Genomic DNA, 24,214 nt, shown 5'->3' on the forward strand with positions numbered 1-24,214 from the left:
TCCGGTCTTATCCGGGCCTTACCGCTGGCGCAGGGCCTTCCACAGGCGTTTCAGCGGGCGTGATGGCGCGCGCGCCTGTTCCACGGGTTGCACTTGACTGCCCTCTGGCGCTATCGCCCGCGACCGGAACCGGCGCTCGATCTGCGCGCGCGCTTTCTGCATCGGGCCGGGGAAGCGGTTTCGCTCCAGTTCCAACAGGTCCAGCCCAGCTTCCAGATAGCCGTGTTTGGCCAGGAACTCGGCCCCCCAGCGGATGTGAGTGTGATCAACCTCAGCCCCGGTGAGCGCTTCGGTCAGCGGTTGGATGGCTGGGGCGAACCCGTCACAAAATGCGATGCGCAGCGCCCGGGCAAGGGCGGCTTCGACATGGTGCAGCGGCGAGGCCTCGAGCCGGACAATGAGTGTCGCGGCCTCATCATGGTGGCCCGTTTCAAGGTAGCGGCCGATCAATGGCACCGCCCCGCTCAAGTCCGGTCCCGAAGCGGTGTAGGCCTGGGTCAGCAAGGGCAGCCAGGCGGGGCCGGATTGCTTCAGCAACGCATGCAGCACCGCGGTTGATGGGGCCTGAGCAGGCAGGGTGCGGCGCAGCCGCTTAAGCCGGTCGGTGTCGCCCGTGAATCGCGCAAGCTGGATCTCGCCCAAGATCATCCACTCGGGTAGCGCGCCTTGGGCGGACCTAGCCGCCCGTTCCTCGGTCAGTCGTTTCTGTGCCTCGGCGAACCTGCCATCACGGGCCAGCGACTTGATGTCATTCAGCAGGGCGACCTCTGCGGCGTCAAAGGCCGCCCCATGGGTCAGGGTCGCGGGCATGTCATCGGCCAGGATCCGATCCAGAACCCCGGCCAGGACCTGTGCGAACGGAGGTTTCGGCAGCAGAGCGTGATGGGTGTCAGCCGCGTGTTCGATGATGTCCTGCGTGGCCAGACGCGCCCAACTGGCGCATAGGCCGGGGCGCGACAGGGGAAAGCCGCGTTTGGTCGTCACCAGGTGCATGGGCACGTCAAGGGCGGTGACCGGGTGCAGGCGGAACTCGGCGTCAAACAGCCCGCCCGGCCCTTCGGGACCGTCCTCTTTCGGAGTCAGCCAGCTTGTCGGACAGCCGCCGTCCAGGTTGATGATGCGCGCCACATTGACGCCCCGGGTGCGGGCCAGGCCCGCCAGATAGGCCGTCAACGCCCCGCCGAAGGAATAGCCCGACAGGACCACCGGCCGGTCGCCCACATGGGTGCGGATGTCGTCCAGAAAGGCGGTGAGCATGCCGCCGAACCGCGCGCTTTCCGGCGTCGCCCCCGCACCGGGGTCGAAGGACAGCGCCAGCACTTCGTTCGGCGCGGCCATTTGCGCGACAAGGTCCACCGCCCAGGCCGCCGCACCGCTGACGCTGGGCATCAGGATCAGTGGTGGAAGGTCCGGGTCGCCTTGTTTCAGCAGGCGCAGGTGGCGCAGGTTCGTCCGGTTCGGGGCCGGGCTGAGCGAGACCAGGAAACGCAGCCGCGCCAGGGTTGGCTCCTCGGAGATTTCGGCAAAGTCAATTTCAGTTTCGAAGGTTTCTTCGACCTCCAGAACCATGCGCACCAGCGACAGAGAGGTTCCGCCGAGCGCATAGAAATCCACGTCCTCGGGGATATCGCCGAGCCCCAGAAGCCTCTGCCAGATCGCGGTCAGCCGGTCCTGCGCGGCGGGGCGGGTGGTCTGGTGATCGGCCGCCCTTTGCAACAGCTCTGACAAGGCGCGTGTATCGGTTTTCCCGTTCCGCGTCAGGGGGATGGACGTCAGCTGAATGTACCGTGTGGGGCGATGTGGGCGCGGCAGCCGTGTGGAAAGGAAAGACCGCAATGCGGTCTCGTCCAGCGCCGTGCCCGCGGCAGTTTCGACATAGGCGAGGATGCCGATGGCACGGTCCTGGCCCGGCAGGTGATCCGGGATAACACCGGCACGGCCGACCGTGGGGTGCTCCATCAGTGCGGCTTCGATCTCGGTCGGTTCAATCCGGTAGCCATGCAGCTTGAACTGCGTGTCGCGGCGGCCCAGGAACTCGATCTCGCCCGCAGGGGGCCAGCGGGTGCGGTCACCTGTGTGGTAGAGTGTGACCGGGCCTTCCATAGGCAGGCCGAAGGCCGCCGCCGGATGATGTTGGAACCGCTCCCTGGACAGGTCCGGCTGGTTTTCATAGCCGCGCGCCAGGCCCGGGCCGCCGACCAGCAGCTCGCCTGCGAAACCATCCGGTACCGGGGTCAGGAAACGGGACAGAACAAGGGCGACATTGTTGGGCAGGGGGCGCCCGATCGGTACTGAAGTACCCGGATCGCCCGGGGGGACGCGGTAGCTGGTGGTCAACCCGGTATTCTCGGTCGGGCCATAGGCATTCGACAGCACCAGGTCGGGGTGTGCCTCCAGGGCCCGGCGGCAGTGCGACGGCGAGGCGGCCTCGCCGCCGATGGCCAGGTATTTCAGTGGGGCGAGCAGGCAAGGACCAGCATCCACCATCGTGTTGAACAGGCTGGTGGTCATGAAGCTGGCGGTTGGGGCGAGCTTGCGGAACTCCACCGCCAGGCCGCCCTCGGCCAGGATCGGTTTTTCGCACAGGACCAGCGCGGCACCGTTCAGCCAGGCGCCCCAGAGCTCGATGAAACTGCCGTCGAAGCCGGGCGAGGCCAGTTGAATCATGCGATCCCCGGGGCCGACCGGCAGGTGCGGCGTGTCGAGTGCCAGGCGCATCACCGCCTGGTGGCAGATCGGGATGCTCTTGGGCGTGCCAGTGGTGCCGGAGGTGAACATGACGAAGGCGTCACGGCGTGGGTCGGTGTTTTGTCGCGCGATTGCTGTGGTCGGCTGCCCCGCCAGCTCCGCCGCGCCTGGTGGTGTGAGGAAGGTGACCTGTCCCGGGTTGCCGACCCGCGTGCCGGAGGCCGGGCCGATCACCCAGTCGCAGCCCGCCTCGCGCAGCATGTCGCCCAGCCGTGCCTCGGTCAGGTCGAAATCCATCGGCACCACGACCAACCCGGCCTTGAGCGCCGCCATCCAGGCCTTGAACACCACGGTGCCGCGCGGGGCGAAAACGCCGATGCGCTTGCCCTCGTCCAGGCCCTGCGCGCGCAACCAATGAGCCCAGGCGTTGGTTTCTTCGTCCAGCGCGCGGTAGCTTTGCGCGCATGTCGGGGTTTCAAGCGCGATCGCGTCGGGGTGGGTCTGCGCGACCGTAGTGAAGCTGTCCACTGCGTCGCTGTCGGGCAGGGGGGCCGGAGCAATGGACCGTGCAGCCTGCGCAGCGACCTCCTCGGGCGTGATCAGCGCGATCTCGTCCAGCGCCATGGCCGGAGTGCGGATGACCTGGTCGAGGATGCGCTGGTAGCAGGTGATCAGACTGTCCAGCTGGGTCCGGTCGAAATGCCGGGCCTGCCCCTTGAGCAGGATGCGCACGCCATCTGCCCCCGGTTCGAGGTCGAGGTGCAGGTTGATCGACGTCACCCCCACCGGCGCGGGGCGTTCGCGGATTTCGATGCCGCCCGCCGCAATTTCCAGTTCTGGCGCGTTGTAGTAGCCGATCGTTGCCCGGCCCAGGTTGATCTGGTCATCCGGCTTGTTCTGCGCCACCCGCAGCGAGGCGTTGCAGGCGTGCAGGAGGTCGGCGAAGGTCTTGTGCCCGGACAGCGAGGCGCCGACCTGGATGTCGCGAACCAGCGCGCCGAGGCTTTGCCGCGCGCCACTGGCGGAACGATCCGCAACGGAGGAGGAGATCCCCAGCTCCGCCTGGTCGCAATAGAGGCTCAGAAGCAGCTGGTACGAGGTCAGGAAGAAGGTAAAGGGCGTGCAGCCATGCACCCGGGCCACCTGTTGGAGCGCGGTGAAGGCCTCGGCAGGCAGTTGAGCCTGCACGCTTGCCGGGCACAGAGCCTGGCGCTCGGTCAGGCCGGGGTTGGTCGTGGGCCAATCGATCTCTGGCCAGGCGGTGCCCGCATCCACGGCGTTTTCGGTGTAAAGCCCCGCGAGGTAGGATTTGAAGCTGCTGACCCGGGGCAGCTCGGGTTCGGTCTGGCCGATTTCGCCTTGATAGAAGGCGAAGAGGTCACGAAGGAGGATGCGCCAGGACCAGTCGTCGCAGATGAGGTGATGCATCACCATGGCAAAGATGTGGTGATCCTCGGCCACTTGAAACAGCCGGGCCTGCCAAAGGCGGTCTCCGGTCAGGGGCAAGCTGGAAAGACTGGCCTGCTCGATCTGCGCATCAACCTCCTGCAAGCGCTGGGCCGGGGCGTCGTCGGCGGGTGTCTCGCAGGGAAGGGGGCTGTCCAGGTGGTCGGTGAAATGCGCAACCGGTCGGCCGTGGTCGCGCGTGATCGACATTCGCAGCGCGTCATGACGCTGAACCAGCCGGGCAAAGGCACGCTCCAACGCGGCGGCGTCAAGCGGGCCGTGCAGGTCCCAGGCGTGGGTGATATTGCCGACCGCCTGATCCTGATGCAGCTCCTGCGAGGCCAGCAAGGTCTGCTGCGCAAGCGACAGTGGGATATCGCCCGTGGCCTGCGCCTCCACCGGGTCCGGCCGGGTTTGGCGCAGGGTCTCCAGCAGGCGTTTTCCGCGCGTGGCCTGGGCAGGCTTGGTCGAACTGTCTGAACACATTGCCGATCAGCCCTCTTCACGCATGTCGACAAGGCAGGGGGCACGGGTGGCGAAGAGTTGCGTGGCGATCTGCGGCCAGTCGTCGAGGCTTCGCAGGAGATGCCCCTCTCCGCCAAAGCCACGCATGATGGCGGCGTAGTCGGTGGCCGCGTGGTAATCGACCAGGCCGGGCGTTTTGGGCCGCATCTGCAACTTTCCCCCGGCCATACCGAGGTTGTTCGCCACAAGGATTTTCACTGGAAGGCCAAGGCGTTGCACGGTTTCAAGGTCGGCCAGGGACAGGCCTAGGCTGAAATCGCCCGAGACCAGCACAACCTGATCGAACCGCCCGCTGGCCATGAGGCCCATCGCGTGGCCTAGGCCGCCCCCGAGGTGGCCGGTCAGGCCGGGGGTGAGGCGCGCCCATGGCGCGTCGGGGCGAATGTTGCGAGCGGCGAGGATCAGCCCGGTGCCGCCATCCAGCACCAGACCGGTGCGGGCGGGGAAGTCGCGGGCGAGTGCGTCGAGCACCTGTGCTCTCAGCTTTGGCGGAAGAGGCCGCGCGCCCATCGGAGTTGCGAAAGGTGAAGCCGCGCGCGGTGGGATAGCCTGTGTCAGAGCCCGAAGCGTTTCACCCAGGTCGCCCAGTGCCACGAGGTCCGGCTGTCGCGCCCCGGCAGGTGTGTCAGGGTGGTCGCGCAGTTGAAATACGGTTGCCGATGGTGCGATGGCCGCGCCCAGCCGCAAGGTCCAGTCCAGCGCGGCCCCCACAAGCAAAACCGCATCAGCCTGGGCCAGAGCGTCGTGGACAGCGTCCTGGCCCAGCGTCTCCACCTCTTCCCCGGCAAAACCAATGGTCAGGCCGGTTGGGCAGATCGGGGCATTCAGCCGCTTGGCGAGAGCCTCCAGGGCGCCAAGGTCGAGAGACCAGCGTGCCTGATGCCCGACGACCATGACCGGATGTTTGGCTTCTGCCAGCACTTCCGCCATGCGTTGCAGATCGCCGGTGTTGATCGGTTGTTCGGGGGCAGGTGTGGCTTCGGCTGGAGCCAGCTCTGCATCCAGCAAGCTACGTGGGATCTCGATCAGTGCGGAGTTGCGCAAGGGGCCGCTGCACTGGGTCAGCACCTCGGCGACCTCGGCGCAGGCCCGTTCAGGGGAGTGGACGTGAAGAACGGCAAATCCATCGCCGCTTTGCAATCCCGTTGTACCCGCCTGGAATCCGCCGGTGCGGTCGGTTCCCTGGTCTTCGGTTGGGGACACCAGAAGCACCGGCAGCCCGTTGTCCATGGTCGAGGCCATCGCCGCCATCGCATTCTGCACTCCGGGGCCGCGCGGGGCCAGCACCAGGCTTTGCAGCTTGCCTGAGGCGTATACATCGCCCGCGGCGGCGAAAACGGCGGTGGCCTGGGACCGGCAGGAGGTCACCTGCATCCCTTCCGCAAGGAAAGCGGCCAGCAATCCAAAGCTCAGATCGCCGGGAACGGTATAGACCCGCCGCACCCCGTATGCGGCGAAGAGCCGGGCGAGGGTTTGCGTGCCCGAGGGTCGGGACCGCGCCATTCGGGCCAGCAGGTCTTTGCCTCGCGCGGTCATACGGCCAGGTTTTCCGCCTGGAGTTCAGCGCGGGGCTCGGCCTGATCGTCTGCCACCATCGCGGCCACCATGCGTGCAACCCGCCCGTCTTCGATCGTTTCCACATGGCGCGCCAGTTCGGCGGGGGTGGGATAGCGGAACAGCAGCTCGGGCGACAGCGTGGTGTCGAAGACTTCGTTCAAATGGACCATCAGCCCGGTGCCCGACAGGCTGTCGCCGCCGGACAGGAAGAAATCGTCATTGCGCCCTACGGGATCGCTTTTCAAGGTCTCCTCGAACAGGGCGGCGAGGATTTCCTCCATCGGCGTTTCCGGGGCGACATAAGTGCCGGTCAGTTCGCAGGCCAGCAACTCCTGCATTTCCAGCCGCCGGGGTTTGCCGGTCGGCCCTTTGGGAATTTCGGGCACATGCAGGATCTTGCTGGGCACCTTGTAGCTCGACAGCGCATCCAGAAGCGCCGCGCGCAGTTGGCGCGGGTCGCAGCCGGAGGTCGGGTCGATCACCACCGCCGCGCCGACATCCTGGCCCAGGGTCGCGTGGTCCACGCCAAAGACGATGGCGTCGGTGACGCCCGGTTGGGCCAGCAGAGCGTCTTCGACCTCGACCGGGGCAACCTGGGCGCCGCCACGTTTGATGATCTCTTTCTCGCGGCCGACCAGGGAAAGGGTGCCGTCCGGGTTGATCCGCCCGATGTCCCCGGTGCGCATCCAGCCGCCGGTAAAGGCCCGAGCGTTGGCGTCGGGGTTGTCCAGATAGGCGGTAATGACCGTTGGACTTTGCAGCAGGACCTCGCCCTCGGTCCCGTCGGGCAGGGCGTTGCCTGCCGCATCGGCGATGCGCAGGGTGCCCGGGCGGGGCACGCCGATATTGCCGTGGCGGCAGTTGTCGGTTGGGGCTTGCGAGCTGATCTGGTGGGTCGCTTCGGTCATGCCGTAGGCCTCGACCACCGGGCAGGCGAAGAGGCTTTGCAGCCCGTCGCGCACATCGGCGGGCATCGAAGACGACGACGAGCGGATCAGGCGGAAACGGCAGGTCCGGGCCAGTTCAGGATCGGCGCGTCCGGCTTCCAGGATGGCGCGGTGCATGGTGGGCACGGCGGTGTACCAGGTGGCCCCGGCCTCGCGCGCGGTGGTCAGCATGGCGCGTGGGTCGCGGTCGGGCTGGATGATATTCGTGGCCCCGCTGTAGAGCGGCGCCAGTAACCCGGCGATTAGCCCATGAATGTGGTGCAAGGGCATGATTTCAATGCCGATATCGTCGGGGCCCAGTCCCAGCGTTGCAGCCACGTTGCCTGCGCCCGCGACCAGTCGGGCCGCGTCCAGCGCGACCAGTTTTGGCGTGCCGGTGGTGCCGGAGGTGGTGAGGATCACCCCCTTGCCCTCGTTGAGCCGCGCATCCGCGGGGGGCTCGGCGCCGTTCAGCGCGGTGAAGGCGTATCGCCCGGGGGCCTCTTCCTGTGCGGCGAGGACCGGCAGACCCATCGCGGTGGCCGTGGTCGCCAGCGGCGAGGTCGCGTCGCAGACCACTACTGCCGCTGGGCGCAGCAGCCGCAGCAGGGCCTGGAACTCGGTCTCGGTCACATGGGAAGGGATCGGTGCCGCAGTGGCATGGGCGGACAGGGTCAGAAACAGCGTGGCGGCAGACCAGGGCGTGTCTGCCACATAGGCGACCACCTGGTCCGGGGCGATCCCATGCGCTGCAATCGCTGCGCCATTCGCTGCGATCAGATCCGGCAGCGCATCGAAGTGTAGGGCTCCGCCACTGCCAGACAGTGCGATCCGGCCCCCGTGGTGTTGGCTCAATTCGTCAATGGTGCTGCAAAACACGTCTTGCGCCGTCATATCCCGCCTTCCGATGAGTGATGTGAACAGAAACCCCTGCAAAAGCTCTACGGGCGCAGAGTGTCTTTGGTCAAGGGCAGTGCTTGGTCACAGTGCCGGAGGGCTTTGTCGGGAGGGCGGCCTGACCTGCATGACGTCAGGCAACGTGGCTAATGATATTCCCATGGGGCACGGTCTGAACCGCGCCCCGCAGGACGGGTCAGTTGTCCTTTGACAGCATGCTTTCATAGGCGCTGCGCCAGGTTGGATGGGCCAGCGTAAATCCCGGCAGGGCCAGCAGGCGGTCATTCCTCAAACGCCGGTTTTCTGCATAGAACCCGGCGGCAGCAGGCGGCAGGCCTGCCTCTGCTAGGGGCACCTCTTCCGGACGTGGCAGTCCCATCATGTCGGCCACCCCGATCAGGATCTCCGAGGCCGGGCAGGGGGCGCCATCGGCAAGGTTGATCAGGCGCTGCCCCTCCGGGTGCGCCATGGCGGCGATCAGCGCCCCCGCGATGTCGTCGCGGTGGATGCGGTTGAACACCTGGCCGGGTTTGATGATCGCCCGCGCCTGGCCGCTTTGCAGCCGTGCGCGCACGTCGCGGCCCGGGCCGTAGATGCCCGCCACCCGCAGGATGTCCAGCGCGGCCCCGGTTTCGGTTGCGAAGTCGCGCCAGCCGTCCTCGGCCACCAGCCGGGCCCTGGCATCTGCACCGCGCGGCCCCGGGGGGTGGTCCTCGTCGATCCAAGCCCCGTCGCAGTCGCCATAGACCGCGGTCGAGGACAGGTAGGCGATCCAGCCCGGGCGCAGCCCCTGCGCCTCGCAGGCCGCCAAACCTGGGCAGTCGTCGTCTCCCGGCGGGGCAGAGACCACAAGGTCAGTGATATCCCGGGGAAGGGTGTCAAGCGCAACCATGGTCACCCCATCCATCGGGCTGCGTGAGGTGCCCGACACGCGCGCGCCCGCCGCGATGACCCGCGCGGCAAAGGCCCGGGCTGAATAGCCCAGGCCAATCACCAGCACATGGCGTCCGTCAAACGCCCCCATCAGGCGGGCACCGCGGTCAGCCGCGCTTCGAGCTTGTCGAAGGCTTCGACCTGATCCGCTTTCAGCGCGCGGGTCTCGTCGCGGCCCAGGTAGATCTTGAACATGCAGGCCCCGTCCTTGGCATAGAACTGGACCGAGCGCGTCTCCATCGAGAAGAGTTTGCGGCGCACGAAGGCGACGCGGGTGCAGGCTTCGAAGTTCAGGTGGCCGCAGATCGGTTTTTCATTCAGGTTGTACATGCCGTGGCCGACCTTGCCCTTGCCCAGAGGGGCCTTGCATTCCAGGATCACCGGCCCGGTGTTGACGATGAAGGTGATCTCGCCCCAGGTGGCGATGTCCTCCATCACGTCGACAAAATGGGTGCCGGGCAGGGTGGCCACTTCGCCCTCGGGCAGGGCATCGAGCACGTCGAGCGGCGTCACACCCGCGCTGCGTGCAATGTCTTCCAGGGCCGCGGTGGGGTTGTCGGCCAGGGCCGTTTTCAAAGCATCAGTGGTCATGGTCAGAGGTCCTTCAGGTTGGGATGCTGGCCGAGCCAGCCAAGGAGACGCCCGGTCATGGCGACCTGCCAAAAGCGGCCGGCACGGGTCAGGCGGTGGAAACGGTGATGTGCCTCAAGCAGACCGGCTTGGGTCCATTGCTTCAGCAAGGGTGCGGCATGGGCGCTGAACGAGGTTGCGTCGGGGATCAGTGCCGCGATGCTGCGGTCGACATGGCGTGGGTCCAGCAATCCGCGCTCCATGCCGGATTTCACTGCATTGTGCACCGGTGCGGTGGCGGCCTGGCGCATCATGCCAGGGGCGAGGCAAGCATCGGTGCCAGCAAGCTCGGCGAATGTCTTGAGGTCGGAGTTGATCCGGTAGTTCACCCCGCCCAGAAAGCCGCCTGCGCCCGCGCCGAAGGCCAGGCAATCGGCCCCGGTCTTGACCGCGACGTTATAGACATTGCGCTCGCGCAGGCTGCCCTGCCAATGGGTGGTGGAAATGGCGCGCCAGCCTTCGGACAGGGCCGCCTCTTCGCCCGCGTCAAAGAAATCACCCAGCCGGGTGGGCAGGGCGCTTTCCATCTTGCCCTTCTCGATCGCGGTCAGCAGCGGCGTGCCCGGGATCAGGTTCAGCGAATAAAGGTCGAGCCCATCGAGGCCCAGATCAGCGCAGAGGCGCACGTCGGCCGCCACATCCTCGGGGGTCTGTTTGGGCAGACCATAGATCAGATCCACGACGATGGCGCCCCGATCCAGCGCCACCAGGGTTTCGAGCAGTTGGAGGATCCCCTCGCGCCCGGTCTTGCGGCCCAGTGGTTTGCGTATGGCGTCATTGAAGCTCTGGATCCCCAGCGAAACCCGGGTTACGCCCGCGTCGAATCCGGCGCGGGCCTTTTCTTCGTCGAAGGAGAAAACACGGCCTTCCAACGTGATCTCGCAGTCGGGCGCCAGGGGTAGGTGGCGGCGCAGGGCGGTGACCAGACGGGCAATGTCGGGGGCGGACAGGGCCGTGGGCGTGCCGCCGCCCAGGTATATTGCCTGCAACGGCGGGCCTTCCTGGGCGGGGCTATCGGCAAAGCGTTCAAGCTGACGCACCACCGCATCGACATAGGGCGCGCCCGCGTCAGGGCGCCAGGCATTCTGGTAGAATCCACAGAACAGGCAGTGGTTTTCGCAGAAGGGCACATGCACATAGGCCACGGCGCGGTTCTGGCGTGGGGTGGCGTGGATGCGGTCCCAATGACCGGGCACGTCTTCATCAGGCACCGGCGCCATGCCGACGAACGGATGCACAGCGCGCTTGCCGGGAAAGGCATCTGCCAGCGGCGTGTTAGAGAGCTGGGCAAAGAAGCTTTCCAGCTTCGGGGCGGGTGCGGGGGCGCCATCCTTCATGCGCATGTCCTTCTGACCGTTTAGGGGGACGGCGATCAGACCTGGCAGAAGCGCATGCGCACGCTGGGGGATCGACCGGGGTGAGCCGGTTGCGCGCAGTCTGACGCAAATCCGCAACGTCCGACTTGATGAATGTCAAATTCCGACAAAAAGTGTCAGATTGCTGCCACACCGATCGCGCCGGACGAGAAAAGTGTTAACATGCACTTGCATGTCAGGGTCGATTGACCTATCCGCCCCGGCAGCCAGTGTTCGCACCAAGCCAGAGATTCGATCCTCGGAGACACGACATGGCGACTGGCAAATCCCGCATGACCCTCCCTTTGAAAAGCAGCACCGCTCTGGCGCTCTGCCTGGCCACCCCGGCGTTGGCCCAACCCGTTGAAGATGCTTATGGCGACGATGTTTTGCTGCTGGACCCGATCGTGGTGCAGTCACGCGACGACTATGGCAATGCGGCGGACAGGGGCACTTCGGTCTATGTGGCCGATGCGGAACTGGAACGCGCGCGGATGGGCGATCTGAAGGACCTGTTCGCCGGTCTGGCCAACGTATCCGTGGGCGGTGCGATCCCGGTGGCGCAGAAGATCTTTGTCAACGGCGTGGACATGCTGAACCTGGCGGTCACCGTTGATGGCGTGTCGCAGAACAATCGCATCTTCCACCACGCCAGCGCCAACGCCTTCGATCCCGGCCTGATGAAGTTTGTCCGCGTCGATCCGGGCGTGGCGGCGGCGGACGCAGGCCCCTTTGCTCTCGCCGGTGGGGTGGTGATGGAGACTGTGGATGCGGGCGATGTACTGGACCCGGGCGACAGTTTCGGCGGCAATACCCGCCTGAGCTTTACCGACAACGGCGAGACCTGGCAGACCGCCACGACCCTGGCCGGGCGCTTTGATGGCTTCGAATACCTGGGCTATCTGAAACGCGCCGAAGGCACCGACTACGAGGCTGGCGGCGACGGGGCGGTGATGACCGGCACCGGGGCGAACCTCTGGGCGGGTCTGGGCAAGGTCGCCTTTGAAACCCAGGACGGAGCGCGTTTCGAGTTCTCCGCCCAGCGGATGATTGATGACGAGATCCGCAACGGCCGCGCCAACTTCGGCCCGACCGGCTGGCTGCAACGCTATGACACTGAACGCACCATCCTGGCCTTCAACTATGCCGCCAATGTCGGCGAGGGGATGTGGGATCCCTCGGTCAATATCGGTTTCTCGGAAACCGCCATTGACGTTTACAGCATCTATGAAAGTGAAGGCACAACCGATACGAAATCGGCCACATTCAAGAACACGTTCCACCTGGCGGGGCTGGGCACCGTGGACGCGGGCCTGGATTACCGCGACCAGACCGGCCACTATGTCGGCGTGGACGACTTCGGTGACCCCACGGGCCCCTATACGGAACAGTCGGAAAACATCGGCCTGTTCGCCCAGGCCCGCCTGGAGCCGACCGAACGGCTCAGCCTGTCGGGCGGTCTGCGTTACGACTGGCAGGACTTTACCGGCAACACCGGGTCCGGCACCGAATACAGCCGCAGTTTCTCGGGGCTGAGCGGCAACCTGTCGCTGGCCTTTGACGTGACCGATAACCTGTCGCTGCGCGGCGGTTATTCGAACGTCTTCGGCGGCTTGGCGATCGAGGACAACTATACCTATGACAGCGCGTTCGACTATGACGCGCTGGAGGCGTCGCGGTCCGAGAACTTCGTGGTTGGCGTCGACTGGGCGAGCGGTGGCCTGACCCTGGGCGCGGAGGTGTTCAAGACCCGTATCACCGATATGCGTCTGCACGACGACCTTGTCCCGAACGGCGGGTTCACCTTCGAAAGCGAAGGGTTCAACCTGTCGGGCACCTATGGCTGGGCCAGTGGCTTCGCACGCATGACCTTCTCGCACAGCGAAGTCACGCGGGACGGCACTCATCCCGGCTCTTATTACCTGCTGGACTATGGCGCGCCGTTGGGCGACGTGATCGCGCTCGAAATCCAACAGGAAATCCAGCAATGGGACCTGATGGTGGGCGGCAGCCTGGACGTGGCGCTGGACTATGACAGCGGCGCGGCGGGCACTCAGAAGATCCCCGGTTACACCGTGTTGGATGTTTTTGCCGAATACAGCCCGGCCAGTATGCCGAACCTGACCGTGCGCGCCGAAGTGAACAACCTGTTTGACGAAAAGTTCGCCGACCGTGCCACATATGGCGTGGACTACCCGGAAGGCGGTTCCTACGCGACCCTGTACGAGCCCGGTCGGGCGGTTTCGCTGACAGCTGTCCTCGAGTTCTGATTTTCCCTCGGCATTTGCCGACTGGGCCGCCCGGTTCGAAAGAGTTGGGCGGCCTTTGCTTATTCGGCGTTCGCCAACATGCCCACCAGCAGACGCGATAGCACATAGGCTTCGTCGACCGATGTCAGCGGGCCCAGCACGTCCTGCATGGCGCCGTGGTAGACCGGCCAGAGTTCATAGTGCTTTCTTTTGCCTTCCGGGGTCAGAAACAGCAGTTGCTTGCGTCGCCCATCGGCGATGAACTCGCGCCGGATGTACCCCGCCTTTTCCAACCGTCCGACATGGCGCGACAGGGCGTATTGCGGCAGGTAGAGCTGCGCTTCAATTTGCCCCATCAACCGCCCGCCAGGACCGCCTCGGTCGATCTCCAACAGAATTTCATACCAGATCGGATCGTTGATCCCATGCGCGCGCAGCGTCTTGGCGATCTTTGGGTAAAGGTTCCGGTGCAGGCGCATCAGGTTGAACCAGGCCCGGTTCAGCCCGACTTGCGGGTCGCCATCACTAAAGAAGTCGCGGGCCTCTTGCGGGGTTGGGATCGTCATGCCTGCCCTTGTCACTGGCTTTTGCCGCAGATTACGTCGTGAGGGTGTGAACAGCAAGTTGCGTGTCGCGAGAAAGCGGCGTGATTTCAGCCCGATGCCTGAAGATGTTCACCGGCTACACGCCCAGGCCGGGACGCGCGACACCCGGCCCGACTGCGGGCAATAGGACGTTCCGGATCCGGGGGACCCGCTGGATCGCGGGCCGGGTTCAGGACCACTCCATATGGGTAAAACCCTCGCGAAAGGCGAACCGTTCAAGATGCTTGTCGATGACGTGTTTCGCATCCGCTTCGATCTCTTTGCTGACCAGCTCGAACCGCACGGTCAGACCTGCTTCATTTGCTGTCAGAAAGGCCTTGCCCATCGAAAAAGCGCAACTGCCCTCGGTTTCGGTGTGGGTGACTTCGATCTTGTGCGCAAAGTGTTTGCACAGCTGTTGCAGGTACTTGGAGCCGTTCGGGGTGGCATAGGAACCGGTCAGGACATGCATGCGAGTTTCCTTATCTGAGTGAAATCATCTGTTATTGCTGGACTCGCCCATTTCCAGCCCCTAATCAAGCCCCGATCACATATCGCACAGCCAGCCGACAGGTGAGCCATGCAGCAGGACAGGAGAACTCCGATGCTGAAGAAGCTCGCCTTAATGGCCGCCTTGGTGGCCTCCCCGGCTCTGGCCGAGACCATTACCGTTGACACCTACACCGGCCCGGTTGAGGCACCCGTCGCACCGGCCAGGATCGCCGTATTCGATGTGGCCGCGTTGGACACGCTGGACGCGCTGGGCATTGCCCCGGCTGGCACGGTCGAGAACGTCTACGTGCCCTACCTGGCCGAGGCCCGGGCGGGTGCCGAGGTGCTGGGCAACCTGTTCGAACCCGACTTTGAAGCCGTCGCCGCCTTGGCCCCCGACCTGATCGTCGCCGGTGGCCGCTCGTCGAAAGTGGCGCCGGACCTGGCCAAGATCGCGCCCACGGTCGACATGACGATCTGGGAGGACACCGTGGGCCAGGGGCTGGCCCGTCTTGAGGCCTTCGGCAAGATCTTCGGCAAGGAAGCCGAGGCCGCTGCCCTGGCCGACGGGTTCGCGGCCAAGCTGGACGCCACCAAGGCCACCCTGGCCGGGCAGGGCAAGGCCCTGATCGTGATGACCAACGGGCCGAAGGTTTCGGCCTATGGGGCCGGTGGACGCTTTGCCTGGCTGCACACCGCGCTGGACCTTCCCGAGGCGGTCGAGGGTGTGGACCAGGCCACCCATGGCGAAGCGATCAGCTTTGAGTTCATCCGTGACGCCAACCCGGACATCCTGATCGTGGTGGACCGTCAGGCCGCCATCGGGGGGGAGTGGGAACCCGCCGCTGCCACCCTGGACAACGCCCTGGTGCATGAAACCGCCGCCTGGAAGAACGGCCGTGTGATCTACCTGGACAGCGCGCCCTTCTACATCGCGGGCGGTGGCATCCAGTCGATGAACCACACCCTGGACCAGATCACCGCGGCCTTCGCGAACTGATCTGATGATGCGACGCGCGGCGGGAATATGCGGGCTTTGCGCCCTTCTGGCTCTCGCCGTGCTGTCGCTGTTCGTGGGGGTGATCGACATGCGCCCCCGCGACCTTCTGAGCGATCCCGAGGCGCTGCGCCTTGTCGCGCTCAGCCGCTTTCCCCGTACCATCGCCGTGATCATCACCGGTGCTGCCCTGGCGGTGGCGGGCACGATCATGCAGCAGATCGTGCGCAACCGCTTTGTCGAGCCGATGACCACCGGCACCGGGCAAGGCGCCGCGTTGGGCATCCTGCTGGCGACCTGGCTGATCCCCACTGCCTCGCTGTTCGCCCGCATGACCCTGGCCGCCGCCACCGCGCTGATTGCCAGCCTGGGCTTTCTGGCCATCGTGCGCCGCCTGCCCCCGACCGAGCCACTGCTGGTCCCTCTGGTCGGCCTCGTCTACGGCGGCATCATCGGCGCGGCGGTGACCTTCTTTGCCTATCAGGGTGACCTGCTGCAATATATCGAGGTCTGGATGTCCGGCGAGTTTTCGGGCGTCTTGAAGGGCCGCTATGAGCTGCTGTGGATTGCTGCCCTGGTGGCGGGCCTGTCCTATCTCATCGCCGACCAGTTCGCGATTGTCGGCATGGGGCGCACCGTGTCGGTGAACCTGGGGCTGAACTATGGCCAGGTGGTGCTGGCCGGGCTGGTGACGATTTCCATTGTCACCGCCCTGACCGTGGTCACGGTGGGCATGATCCCCTTCGTGGGGCTGGTCGTGCCAAACATCATCTCGCGCCGCTTCGGTGACAACCTGCGCGCCACCTTGCCGATGGTGGCGATGATGGGGGCAGGGCTGGTGCTGATCTCGGATATTCTTGGCCGCGTGCTGCGTTACCCGTTCGAGATCCCGGTGGGCACGGTCTTTGGTGTGATCGGTGCCGTGGTCTTCCTATGGTTGCTCTATGCGAGGCCCGCCCATGCACGTTAAGAGGGTCGGATTTCTGGCCCTTGCGCTGACGCTGTGCTGCCTGGGCTACATGACCCTGGGCGCACGGGCGGGCTGGGATTTCGTGCTGCCGTTCCGCGGGGCGAAACTGGCGGCCTTGTTGATGGTGGCCGTGGCCGTTTCCACCGCCACGGTGCTGTTCCAGACCATTACCCGCAACCGCATCCTCACGCCCTCGATCATGGGGTTCGACGCGCTTTACGTGCTGATCCTGACCGGGGCGGTGTTCTTTCTGGGCGGGCGTTTCGTGGTGCAGATGCCGCCGATGGGCATCTTCGCGGTGAACGTGGTGGTGCTGATCGCCGCCGCACTGGCGCTGTTCGGCACGCTTTTGTTCCAGACCCGCCATGACCTCATGCGTATGATCTTAACGGGCATCATCTTCGGCACACTGTTTCGGTCCGTCACCGGCATGATGCAGCGCATGATCGACCCGAACGAGTTCTCGGTCATCCAGGTCGCGAGCTACGCGCGGTTTTCCAAGATCGAGACCGAGCTTCTGACCATTGCTGGCGCCCTGACCCTGGCCGCGGTGGTGGCCGCCTGGACCATGCGCCACCGTCTGGACGTGTTGGGGCTGGGTCATGAGGCGGCGGTGAACCTGGGCGAGGACCCGAAACGCGGACAGATCCAGGCACTGGTATTGGTGGCGGTGCTGGTGTCCGTCTCGACCGCGCTGGTTGGTCCCGTCGCGTTCCTGGGCCTGTTGGTCGTGTCGATTGCCCACTTGATCACCCCCAGCCCGCATCACGCGGTGCTCTTGCCCTCGGCCGCGCTGATCTCGGCCATCGTGCTGGTCGGCGGGCAGACGGTGCTGGAGCGCGTCTTGGGCTTATCCACGCCGCTGTCGGTGGTGGTGGATGTGCTGGGCGGCCTGCTGTTCCTGGCCCTTCTTCTGAAAGGAATGCGCAGATGATTTCCGTATCCGAGGTGTCGCATGCTTATGGGCAAACACCGATCCTGACCGACCTGACGCTGGAGATCCCGCGCGGCGGCGTCACGGCCCTGGTCGGGCCGAACGGGGCGGGGAAATCCACCCTGCTGGGGCTGATCGCCCGGCTCATGCCGCTGCAATGCGGGCGGATCACCGTGGATGGGCTGGATGTCACGACCACGCCCACCGACCAACTCGCGCGGCGCCTGTCGATCCTGCCCCAGGCCAGCGAGGTCGCCCCGCGCCTGACTGTGGCCGAGCTGGTGAGCTTTGGCCGCTACCCGCATCACAAGGGCCGTCCGGGTCCGGAGGATCGCGCCAAGGTCGCCGAGGCCATCGCCGCTTTCGATCTCGAAGACCTGGCTGACCGGCCGCTCGATAACCTCTCCGGCGGGCAACGTCAGCGCGCTCATGTGGCGATGACCTTTGCTCAGGACACGGAGTTCGTGCTGCTGGACGAACCCCTGAACAACCTCGATATTGCCGCCAGTCGATCGCTGATGCAGCTGCTGCGCCGGGTGGCGCATGACCACGGGCGCACCATCGTAACCGTGCTGCATGACATCAACTATGCTTGCGCCTATGCCGACCACATGGTGACCCTGCGGGGTGGACAACTCGGGCCGATGGGCGCACCGGGTGAGGTCGTCACCGACAGTTTGCTGGACGCCGTCTTCGGCACGCCCGCGCGCGTGCATCGCGTTGAAGATCGCGTGACTGTGCTGGTCTAGCCGCAGCTGTGCCCACCGTCGATACGGGACAGCATGGGCCAGAAGGTGACAAGCCAGGTCAGTGCGGCGCCCGCCCAGAGCATCGAGGCCAGGACATAGGGCGCGCCGAACGGGTGGTCGATCAGCCCCAGGTCCGGGCCGATGCGGGTTAGGGTCGCAGCGACAAGTAGGCCGAAGGCAATCCACATCGTCCGCGGAAACTGCAGGCTGCGTCCGGTATGCATGAGCCCCGCAATGGCGAAGACCGCAAGCACGCCCATTCCGAGCCCCCCCATGAAACCCAGGTGCAGCCCGGCATGCGGCCCGAAGGGCGCGCCCAGAAGAGACGCACCCAGCAGGAGCAGCCCAGCCCCTGCAAGGGCAGCCGATCCGGCCAGCACCAGGATTTCCAGACGGAAAAATGCACGTCCGATGAAGGCCTCCCCCACGCGGTCCAGAAACCCGGCTCCGGCGGCGATCCAAAGAAAGCCGCGCACATTTTCCGACAGACCGGCGGTTTCGCCAACCATGGCCACGAAGACCAGCCCCGCGGCCAGGGTCAGACGGCCGGGGTGGGGGCGGAAGGGCGAGGACGTCTCGGTCGGGTCCAGCACCAGATTGGTGACCGGAACAGTGATGCGCCCCAAGGCGATGGCCAACAGACCCAGGAAGGCAAAGCCCGTACCATGGGTGCCCAGCTGGGTCAGGTCATAATCGCCCAGGATCATACCGATCCGCGCGGTGACTTCGGCTGCCGACAGCACCACAAGCCAGAACAGGAAGGCCAGAAAACGGTCGGTCCACTTCTGCCAGCTCAGCCACGCAGCATAGGCGATCAGCGCCCCAAGCCAGAGAAGGTCGCAGAACCCGGCAAGCCAGGCGGCCCCGTCCCAACCCAGGAGACCGATGATCCGCGCGATGCTCCAAGGGACAGCCAGCAGGACCAGAGGGCGGCCCCGCAGCGGCTCGGTATCGGTCCATTCCGGCAGGGCCGTGGTCAGAAAGCCGACCAGCGCAGCGCCGAAACTGCCGACGATCAGCTCATGGGCGTGCCAAAGCGGGGGCGGCGTGTCACCTGACAGCGGCAGGTCAAGCCCCGCCATCACCACCCACAGGAACGGCCACAGCGCCATGTGCCCGGCCGAGAGGACAAAGAACAGGCGAAAGCCCTCGTAGGTCAGGGCGCGCAGGCGCGGCTGCGTGGCGGGCGTGTCAGCTATGCTCATGCAATGGCTCGTTCGTCGACGTCGTGGATATGGGCAAAAAGCGGGTCGGAGGTCAGGGCGTTCTGCACCCAGGCGAAGACCTCTTCGTCGGTGCGGTCTCCGGGTCGGGTGGGCAGGGGGCGTTGGCCCAGGATGCCGCGCCCGTGGGTGTGCATGACGGCGATGCGGTCCGCGATGCGCGCGGCCTCGGCCAGGTCGTGAGTGATGAACAGCCCGGCGATGCCCGCCTCGGCGGCATTGGCGATGACCAGATCCTGCATGCGCCGTTTCAGAGCAGCGTCGAGCGCGGTGAAGGGCTCATCATAGAAGATGAAATCAGGGCCAGCGACCAGGGCGCGGGCGATGGCCGTGCGCTGACGCATGCCGCCCGACAGCTCGACCGGGTATTTGTCCAGATCCTCGGGCAGAAGGTGGGCCTTTTGTGCAGCCGCCTCGACCATCGCCGCGCGGTCGCGGCGGGGCACGCGAGCGAGTTTCAGCGGATAGGCAATGTTGGTGCGCGCCGTGGCCCAGGGCATCAGGCGCGGTTCCTGGAAGATCATCGCGTGGCGGGTGTAGTGGGTCGTGATGCGGCCCTCGGATGCGTCGATCAACCCGGCGGCGATATGGGCCAGCGTGGACTTGCCGCAGCCCGACGGGCCGACCAGGGCAACGATCTCTCCCTTGTCGATCGTCAGGTCGATGCTGCTCAGAACGGTACGGCCCAGATAGGCATGGCCGACGCGGGACAGGTCCAGCACGCTCATCGTTTCACCCCCCAGGGCTGGGCTGCCTGTTTCCAACGCTCGAGCTCGCCGCGCACCGGCTGCACCACGCCATATTCCACCGCGATCAGCAGTGAGACGGAGATGGCGACCCAGGCCAGTGCCTCTTCGATGTCAAACAGCGCCCGCGCATCGGCCAGCGCGCCGCCGATGCCGCCCGCGTTTGCCAAGAGCTCGGCCATGACGGCGACCTTGAAGCCGGTGGCCAGGGCCAGGACCACGGCGGGGAACAGGTGGGCGGACATGTGACGCAGGCCCAGGGTGGCAAAGCGCCTGAACGGCCCCGCGCCGTAGGCCAGCGCCATCGCGTCCAGGCCGCGGTCGCGGGTCAGGATGCCCTCGGCGGTGCCTGCGATCAGGATCGGGGTGGCAGCGACGATGACGGTGACAATCACCGTGCCATCGCCCGCGCCGAACCAGATCATGGTGAGCACGATCCAGGCCACGGGGGGCACGCCCAGCATGATGGTCAGCAGAGGGCGCACCAGGCGCAGAACTCCGTGGGAATAGCCTGCCGCAATGCCCACACCGCAGCCGACCAGCACTGACAGCGCAAAGCCCTCCAGCGCGCGAATGCCGGTGGCCTGGGCAATCGCCCAGGTGGCGGGGGCTGAAACCAGTTCAACGCCCTTCATGACCACGTCCAGCGGCGCGGGCAGGATGAAGGCGCCATAGGCCTCGAACCCGGCCTGCCAGACAGCGCCGAGCAGAGCCAGGGCAGCCAGCCCGGCCCAGCCGCCCCAGAGGAACCGGCCAGCGCGTCCCAGCCGGTCCCCTGCCGCGATCAGGAGGTCAGAGAAGATAGAACCCGTCATCGGGTAGCTTACCTCCGATCTTCTTGGGGTCGACCTCGGCCATGGTCGACAGCATGCGCTCGATGGCCGGGCGCATCTCGGAGGCCGTCCAGACGCCCAACTGGCTGTGCTGGATCGACTGGGCCAGGACCGGCGGCGGCAGTTTCAGCGCTTCGGTGGCGTTTTTGGCCGCACTCATCGGGTCGGCCAGGGCGCTTTCGGCAGCCTTGGTCAGGGCCGCGTGGATCGCGGGCACCAGGTTGCCATGGTCGGCCAGGAAGGGGCCGGTGACGGCCAGACCGGCCTGTGGCACCACCGGTTCGGCGTTGTTCAGCGCGCCCCAGAGCGCCTGGATATCCATTACCCGTGTCAGCGTCTTGCCCGCCTGCTTGCCCTTCATGATCGCCGCCGAAATGGCAGGTTCGGGCAGCAGGGCCGCCTCCGCGCGGCCGGTCATCATCATCTGGATCGCCTCGACCGGCGTGCCCACGTTGTGGATCGTGACCTGGTCCTTGATGCCAGCATCCTCCAGCAGGCGTTCGAGGATGATGTCGGGCGTGTCGCCACGGAAGGGCACGACCAGCGACTTGCCCGCGAGCTTGTCGATCGAGGTCAGGCTGGCGTCTTCGGAAATCACATAAAGCAGCCCCTTGGTCATCACATTGACCAGCTTGATCGGAAAGCCCTTGTTATAAAGGTTCGTGGCGGCCTGGACCGGCACGACCGACAGGGTGATCGTCTTCGAGGTTAGACCAGCGCGCAGCTCATCCGGGTTGCGCCAGGCCTGGAAGGTGGTGGTGTCTGCCACGCCGGACAGGGCGCCGGAGGCGGCGGCGTGGGCCAGCACCGCCGAGGGTCCGGCAGGCGGGCCCCAGAGGTTCAGCTCGGCCATTGGTGCGGCCATCAGGCGGGCAGGGGCAGCAAGGCCGCCAAGCGCGGCAGCGCCAAGCGCCAGGGTGGAACGTCGGGTCAGGGTCATGCGTGCAAGCCTTTTCGGTTGCGGCCGAGGGGCCGTGAACAGGGGCTGCGTGGCTTGCATCTGGCTGGCAGCAAGGGACAGGAGCGGAGATAGCGCCGCAAAGCCTTTGGCAACTTGACCTGGGTCAAGCGGCTGTGGAAAGCCTAAGCAAATTAGTCGGAATGTGAAGGGCGGGACCTGCGACAAATGGCAGCCCGCGCCACGCGAAGCCCTCCCGCGTCAGGGCGCGGAAGAGCCGGGTCAAGACGGGATCGGCTCAGAAGTCGAACTTCGTCCCGATGTAGAAGCTGCGGCCCGTGCCGGGGATGAAGGCCGCCTGGTCCGGGCGGGCCTGGTCCACGACCAGGGTCGAGCTTGCATATTTCTCGTCAAACAGGTTCGAGACCTCGGCAACGATGGCCACGCGGTCGTTGATCTCATACATGGCGCGCAGGTCGGCCACGAAATAGGGATCGTTCCACAGCGTGTTCATATTGTCGACCGGGGTGGACGAGGGCACCCATTTCACCGTCCCGGCCAGGGTCAGCGCGTCGGTGGCCTGCCAGGCCATCGCGGCGGTGATCACATGTTCCGGCACCCCGCCCAGACGGTTCTTGCCGCGGGTCGGGTCATCGTCGAAGCGGAAGTCCTGCCAGGTCCAGGCCAGTCGCCCGGTGACCGTGTCGGACAGGGCAAAGCTCAGCCCGGCCTCGACGCCGGTGTGGGTGGTGCGATCCGCGTTGACCGAGGCGCGCGGCGCGCTTGTGGCATCGCGCAGGGCCAGAATCTCGTTGTGGACTTCACTGTGATAGGCGGTCAGGTCCCAGGACAGATCGCCCGTGGTACCGCGCCAGCCGATTTCCAGCGTATTGGCCGTCTGGGCGTCCAGGTCGGCGGTCACGAAACTGTCCGAACCGCCCCAGCCCGGGCCGAAATACGGGTTGCCGCCGTTGGTGGCCAGCAGGTCGTCATGGGTCGGCGGTTCGAAACTGTGCGACAGGGCCACCCAGGCGGTCTGGCTGTCCGACGGCTGCCAGGTCAGGGCCAGCTTCGGGCTCCAGCCCGAGTAGCTCTGCGCGTAGGAGTTGTCGACCGCCGCCGTGGTGCCTGCAGGCATCGGCATGGTCGGGTTCATCGGGCTGTAGCCCCAGGTCGGTCGCGTAGGATCGCCCCACATGTCGTCATTGTCGCGCGTGGCATGAGTGTAGGAGATCGAGGGCGACAGGAACAGCACGTCCGACAGCGGGATGTTGGCGCCAAGATGGGCCGAGAACGTGGTGCTTTCCAGGTCATTCTCGCCGAAATGTGCGCCGCGTTCGCCAGCCATGTTGTGGTAATAGCTGCGGTCGGCCTGGCCGAAAGCGAAGTTCAGCGTTGCCTCCAGCAGGGGCAGGCCCGCCACGTGATCGGGCATATAGGCATAGCGCAGCGAGACATTGGTATCCGTGCCGTCGGTCACACGGTTGCCTGCCGAGATCGGGAACATGAAACTGTCATCGGTGCGCGCAACGCTCAGCCCCAGGTCCAGGCGATGATCGCCCAGGTCGCGAGTATGGCGTGTGCCGACCAGGAACTGGGTCGCATCCCGCCCGGGTTGGTCGCGCTGCACATTCGGCCCCACATTGACCGGCCCGCCCGGGGTCATGGTCGGCCCGGGGTGCACGGCGCTGGGGTCGATGCCGATCTGATCCTTGAGGATCGGGCCGGGAATGCCGAAACTCAGGTCGGTATAGCTGGCAAACAGCTTGGTCGAGCTGCCGTCGTCATGGCTGAAATCCATGTTCGCGGACAGGACGGTACGCTCGCTTTCATTGTTGAAAACGCGGAACCCGTCGCTTTGATCGTGGGAGAACTGCAAGACCAGGTCCGCAGCGCCCATCTGCAGGCTGGTCGCCCCAGAGGCGGAGTACCGTTCATCGCTGCCACCGCCAAAGGACAGGCGGGTGCCGTCGATATCCGAGGCGCTGGGCGAGATGAAGTTGACCGCGCCCCCCAGCACGCTTGCGCCCAGGCGGTTGGCTGCGGCCCCGCGCCAGATCTCGATCGCCTCCGACTGGCCCGGTGCGCCGAAACCGGCAATATAGGATCCGTCCGCGCGATTGACCGGCATGCCGTTCCACAGCATCAGGAGGCCACGTTCGGTCGGGCTCTGCTGTGTGCCGGAGCCGCGGATCTGGAAACGCGGCTGGTCATTGCCGCCAAAGAACTCCTGCACGATCACGCCGGGTGCGCCAGCCACCGCGTCCGAGAAGGTGGGCGCGGGGACAGTGGCGATTTCCTCGGCGCCGATCACATCGGCGCCACCTGGGGCCTGGCGAATGCTGTCGCGCAGTTCGTCGGCAAGGGTGCCGTCTTCCAGCACGATCGGATCCAGCAGCAAAACAGCGCCGGGTTGCGCGGATTGGGCCAACGCGCTGGTGGTCCAGAGCGCCGCCATCAGGGGCAGTCCGCACGCCACCAGGCGTCGGATCGAAGCAGTGTTTGAAGGTGTCATTTCCCGTCCCATCACGTGTCGCCGACCTTCTCGGGTCCGGCGGAGCAAGCAGTTTCGTGTTTGCGGC

18 protein-coding genes are annotated in these 24,214 nt (G+C 65.8%); 5 read left to right on the plus strand and 13 right to left on the minus strand.

Annotation, left to right across the window (positions count from 1 at the left end; genetic code table 11):
* Nucleotides 1-18 precede the first annotated feature (18 nt).
* From ACO07D_RS14825 to hutW, 6 genes are all read right to left on the minus strand, one after another.
* Nucleotides 19-4,620 (minus strand): non-ribosomal peptide synthetase, encoded by a 4,602-nt coding sequence (locus ACO07D_RS14825; RefSeq protein ID WP_421703721.1) that lies wholly within the window; start codon nucleotides 4,618-4,620, stop codon nucleotides 19-21.
* Between the two features lie 6 nt (nucleotides 4,621-4,626).
* Complete coding sequence (locus tag ACO07D_RS14830; RefSeq protein ID WP_421703722.1) at nucleotides 4,627-6,162, minus strand: thiamine pyrophosphate-binding protein; 1,536 nt, start codon at nucleotides 6,160-6,162, stop codon at nucleotides 4,627-4,629.
* Between the two features lie 29 nt (nucleotides 6,163-6,191).
* On the minus strand, nucleotides 6,192-8,036 hold the full coding sequence (locus ACO07D_RS14835) for a non-ribosomal peptide synthetase (RefSeq protein ID WP_421703724.1): 1,845 nt from the start codon (nucleotides 8,034-8,036) through the stop codon (nucleotides 6,192-6,194).
* 199 nt (nucleotides 8,037-8,235) lie between these two features.
* Nucleotides 8,236-9,063, minus strand: coding sequence for an NAD-dependent epimerase/dehydratase family protein (locus tag ACO07D_RS14840; protein ID WP_421703725.1), 828 nt, complete (start codon nucleotides 9,061-9,063; stop codon nucleotides 8,236-8,238).
* Entirely contained in the window at nucleotides 9,063-9,563 is a 501-nt protein-coding gene (gene hutX, locus ACO07D_RS14845) for a heme utilization cystosolic carrier protein HutX (protein ID WP_421703726.1), read from the minus strand. The genes ACO07D_RS14840 and hutX overlap by 1 nt, the downstream gene beginning before the upstream one ends.
* A gap of 2 nt (nucleotides 9,564-9,565) precedes the next feature.
* A complete protein-coding gene (gene hutW / locus ACO07D_RS14850) occupies nucleotides 9,566-10,939 on the minus strand; it encodes a heme anaerobic degradation radical SAM methyltransferase ChuW/HutW (RefSeq protein ID WP_421703727.1) in 1,374 nt (457 codons plus the stop codon).
* Between the two features lie 290 nt (nucleotides 10,940-11,229).
* Between hutW and ACO07D_RS14855 the strand changes: the two genes are divergently transcribed.
* Nucleotides 11,230-13,227: a TonB-dependent receptor domain-containing protein gene (locus ACO07D_RS14855; protein ID WP_421703728.1), complete on the plus strand. Its 1,998-nt coding sequence runs from the start codon at nucleotides 11,230-11,232 to the stop codon at nucleotides 13,225-13,227.
* 59 nt (nucleotides 13,228-13,286) lie between these two features.
* On the opposite strand, the gene ACO07D_RS14860 is transcribed toward ACO07D_RS14855, so the two are convergent.
* Nucleotides 13,287-13,772: a MarR family winged helix-turn-helix transcriptional regulator gene (locus tag ACO07D_RS14860; RefSeq protein ID WP_421703729.1), complete on the minus strand. Its 486-nt coding sequence runs from the start codon at nucleotides 13,770-13,772 to the stop codon at nucleotides 13,287-13,289.
* 208 nt (nucleotides 13,773-13,980) lie between these two features.
* Complete coding sequence (locus tag ACO07D_RS14865; RefSeq protein WP_421703730.1) at nucleotides 13,981-14,262, minus strand: DUF2218 domain-containing protein; 282 nt, start codon at nucleotides 14,260-14,262, stop codon at nucleotides 13,981-13,983.
* A gap of 132 nt (nucleotides 14,263-14,394) precedes the next feature.
* Between ACO07D_RS14865 and ACO07D_RS14870 the strand changes: the two genes are divergently transcribed.
* The 4 genes from ACO07D_RS14870 to ACO07D_RS14885 are packed head-to-tail and all read left to right on the plus strand — an operon-like array spanning nucleotide 14,395 to nucleotide 17,932.
* Nucleotides 14,395-15,282, plus strand: a complete 888-nt coding sequence (locus ACO07D_RS14870) for a siderophore ABC transporter substrate-binding protein (RefSeq protein ID WP_421703731.1) — start codon at nucleotides 14,395-14,397, stop codon at nucleotides 15,280-15,282.
* A gap of 4 nt (nucleotides 15,283-15,286) precedes the next feature.
* A complete protein-coding gene (locus ACO07D_RS14875) occupies nucleotides 15,287-16,249 on the plus strand; it encodes an ABC transporter permease (RefSeq protein ID WP_421703732.1) in 963 nt (320 codons plus the stop codon).
* Entirely contained in the window at nucleotides 16,239-17,183 is a 945-nt protein-coding gene (locus ACO07D_RS14880; RefSeq protein ID WP_421703733.1) for an iron chelate uptake ABC transporter family permease subunit, read from the plus strand. Before ACO07D_RS14875 ends, ACO07D_RS14880 begins: the two co-directional genes overlap by 11 nt.
* On the plus strand, nucleotides 17,180-17,932 hold the full coding sequence (locus tag ACO07D_RS14885; protein ID WP_421703734.1) for an ABC transporter ATP-binding protein: 753 nt from the start codon (nucleotides 17,180-17,182) through the stop codon (nucleotides 17,930-17,932). Before ACO07D_RS14880 ends, ACO07D_RS14885 begins: the two co-directional genes overlap by 4 nt.
* Here ACO07D_RS14885 and ACO07D_RS14890 read toward each other — a convergent pair.
* The 5 genes from ACO07D_RS14890 to ACO07D_RS14910 all read right to left on the minus strand — a co-directional run bounded on the left by ACO07D_RS14890 (nucleotide 17,929) and on the right by ACO07D_RS14910 (nucleotide 24,147).
* Nucleotides 17,929-19,137 carry an NnrS family protein gene (locus tag ACO07D_RS14890; RefSeq protein WP_421703735.1) on the minus strand — a complete coding sequence of 403 codons (1,209 nt, stop codon included), beginning with the start codon at nucleotides 19,135-19,137 and terminating at the stop codon, nucleotides 17,929-17,931. The genes ACO07D_RS14885 and ACO07D_RS14890 overlap by 4 nt on opposite strands.
* Nucleotides 19,134-19,883 carry an ABC transporter ATP-binding protein gene (locus ACO07D_RS14895; protein WP_421703736.1) on the minus strand — a complete coding sequence of 250 codons (750 nt, stop codon included), beginning with the start codon at nucleotides 19,881-19,883 and terminating at the stop codon, nucleotides 19,134-19,136. The genes ACO07D_RS14890 and ACO07D_RS14895 overlap by 4 nt, the downstream gene beginning before the upstream one ends.
* Nucleotides 19,880-20,716 carry an ABC transporter permease gene (locus ACO07D_RS14900; protein ID WP_421703737.1) on the minus strand — a complete coding sequence of 279 codons (837 nt, stop codon included), beginning with the start codon at nucleotides 20,714-20,716 and terminating at the stop codon, nucleotides 19,880-19,882. Before ACO07D_RS14900 ends, ACO07D_RS14895 begins: the two co-directional genes overlap by 4 nt.
* On the minus strand, nucleotides 20,694-21,674 hold the full coding sequence (locus ACO07D_RS14905) for an ABC transporter substrate-binding protein (RefSeq protein ID WP_421703738.1): 981 nt from the start codon (nucleotides 21,672-21,674) through the stop codon (nucleotides 20,694-20,696). Before ACO07D_RS14905 ends, ACO07D_RS14900 begins: the two co-directional genes overlap by 23 nt.
* Nucleotides 21,675-21,930: 256 nt before the next feature.
* Entirely contained in the window at nucleotides 21,931-24,147 is a 2,217-nt protein-coding gene (locus ACO07D_RS14910) for a TonB-dependent receptor family protein (protein ID WP_421703739.1), read from the minus strand.
* Nucleotides 24,148-24,214 lie beyond the last annotated feature (67 nt).

This window comes from Aliiroseovarius sp. (assembly GCF_965228805.1).
Lineage (GTDB): Bacteria > Pseudomonadota > Alphaproteobacteria > Rhodobacterales > Rhodobacteraceae > JASBTN01.

Coding starts and splice junctions, on each gene's coding strand:
- ACO07D_RS14910 (WP_421703739.1), bottom strand. CDS start 24,147: ATGACACCTTCAAACACTGCTTCGATCCGACGCCTGGTGGCGTGCGGA.
- ACO07D_RS14835 (WP_421703724.1), bottom strand. CDS start 8,036: ATGACGGCGCAAGACGTGTTTTGCAGCACCATTGACGAATTGAGCCAA.
- ACO07D_RS14875 (WP_421703732.1), top strand. CDS start 15,287: ATGATGCGACGCGCGGCGGGAATATGCGGGCTTTGCGCCCTTCTGGCT.
- ACO07D_RS14880 (WP_421703733.1), top strand. CDS start 16,239: ATGCACGTTAAGAGGGTCGGATTTCTGGCCCTTGCGCTGACGCTGTGC.
- ACO07D_RS14860 (WP_421703729.1), bottom strand. CDS start 13,772: ATGACGATCCCAACCCCGCAAGAGGCCCGCGACTTCTTTAGTGATGGC.
- hutW (WP_421703727.1), bottom strand. CDS start 10,939: ATGAAGGATGGCGCCCCCGCACCCGCCCCGAAGCTGGAAAGCTTCTTT.
- ACO07D_RS14905 (WP_421703738.1), bottom strand. CDS start 21,674: ATGACCCTGACCCGACGTTCCACCCTGGCGCTTGGCGCTGCCGCGCTT.
- ACO07D_RS14865 (WP_421703730.1), bottom strand. CDS start 14,262: ATGCATGTCCTGACCGGTTCCTATGCCACCCCGAACGGCTCCAAGTAC.
- ACO07D_RS14885 (WP_421703734.1), top strand. CDS start 17,180: ATGATTTCCGTATCCGAGGTGTCGCATGCTTATGGGCAAACACCGATC.
- ACO07D_RS14870 (WP_421703731.1), top strand. CDS start 14,395: ATGCTGAAGAAGCTCGCCTTAATGGCCGCCTTGGTGGCCTCCCCGGCT.
- ACO07D_RS14825 (WP_421703721.1), bottom strand. CDS start 4,620: ATGTGTTCAGACAGTTCGACCAAGCCTGCCCAGGCCACGCGCGGAAAA.
- ACO07D_RS14890 (WP_421703735.1), bottom strand. CDS start 19,137: ATGAGCATAGCTGACACGCCCGCCACGCAGCCGCGCCTGCGCGCCCTG.
- hutX (WP_421703726.1), bottom strand. CDS start 9,563: ATGACCACTGATGCTTTGAAAACGGCCCTGGCCGACAACCCCACCGCG.
- ACO07D_RS14900 (WP_421703737.1), bottom strand. CDS start 20,716: ATGACGGGTTCTATCTTCTCTGACCTCCTGATCGCGGCAGGGGACCGG.
- ACO07D_RS14855 (WP_421703728.1), top strand. CDS start 11,230: ATGGCGACTGGCAAATCCCGCATGACCCTCCCTTTGAAAAGCAGCACC.
- ACO07D_RS14830 (WP_421703722.1), bottom strand. CDS start 6,162: ATGGCGCGGTCCCGACCCTCGGGCACGCAAACCCTCGCCCGGCTCTTC.
- ACO07D_RS14840 (WP_421703725.1), bottom strand. CDS start 9,063: ATGGGGGCGTTTGACGGACGCCATGTGCTGGTGATTGGCCTGGGCTAT.
- ACO07D_RS14895 (WP_421703736.1), bottom strand. CDS start 19,883: ATGAGCGTGCTGGACCTGTCCCGCGTCGGCCATGCCTATCTGGGCCGT.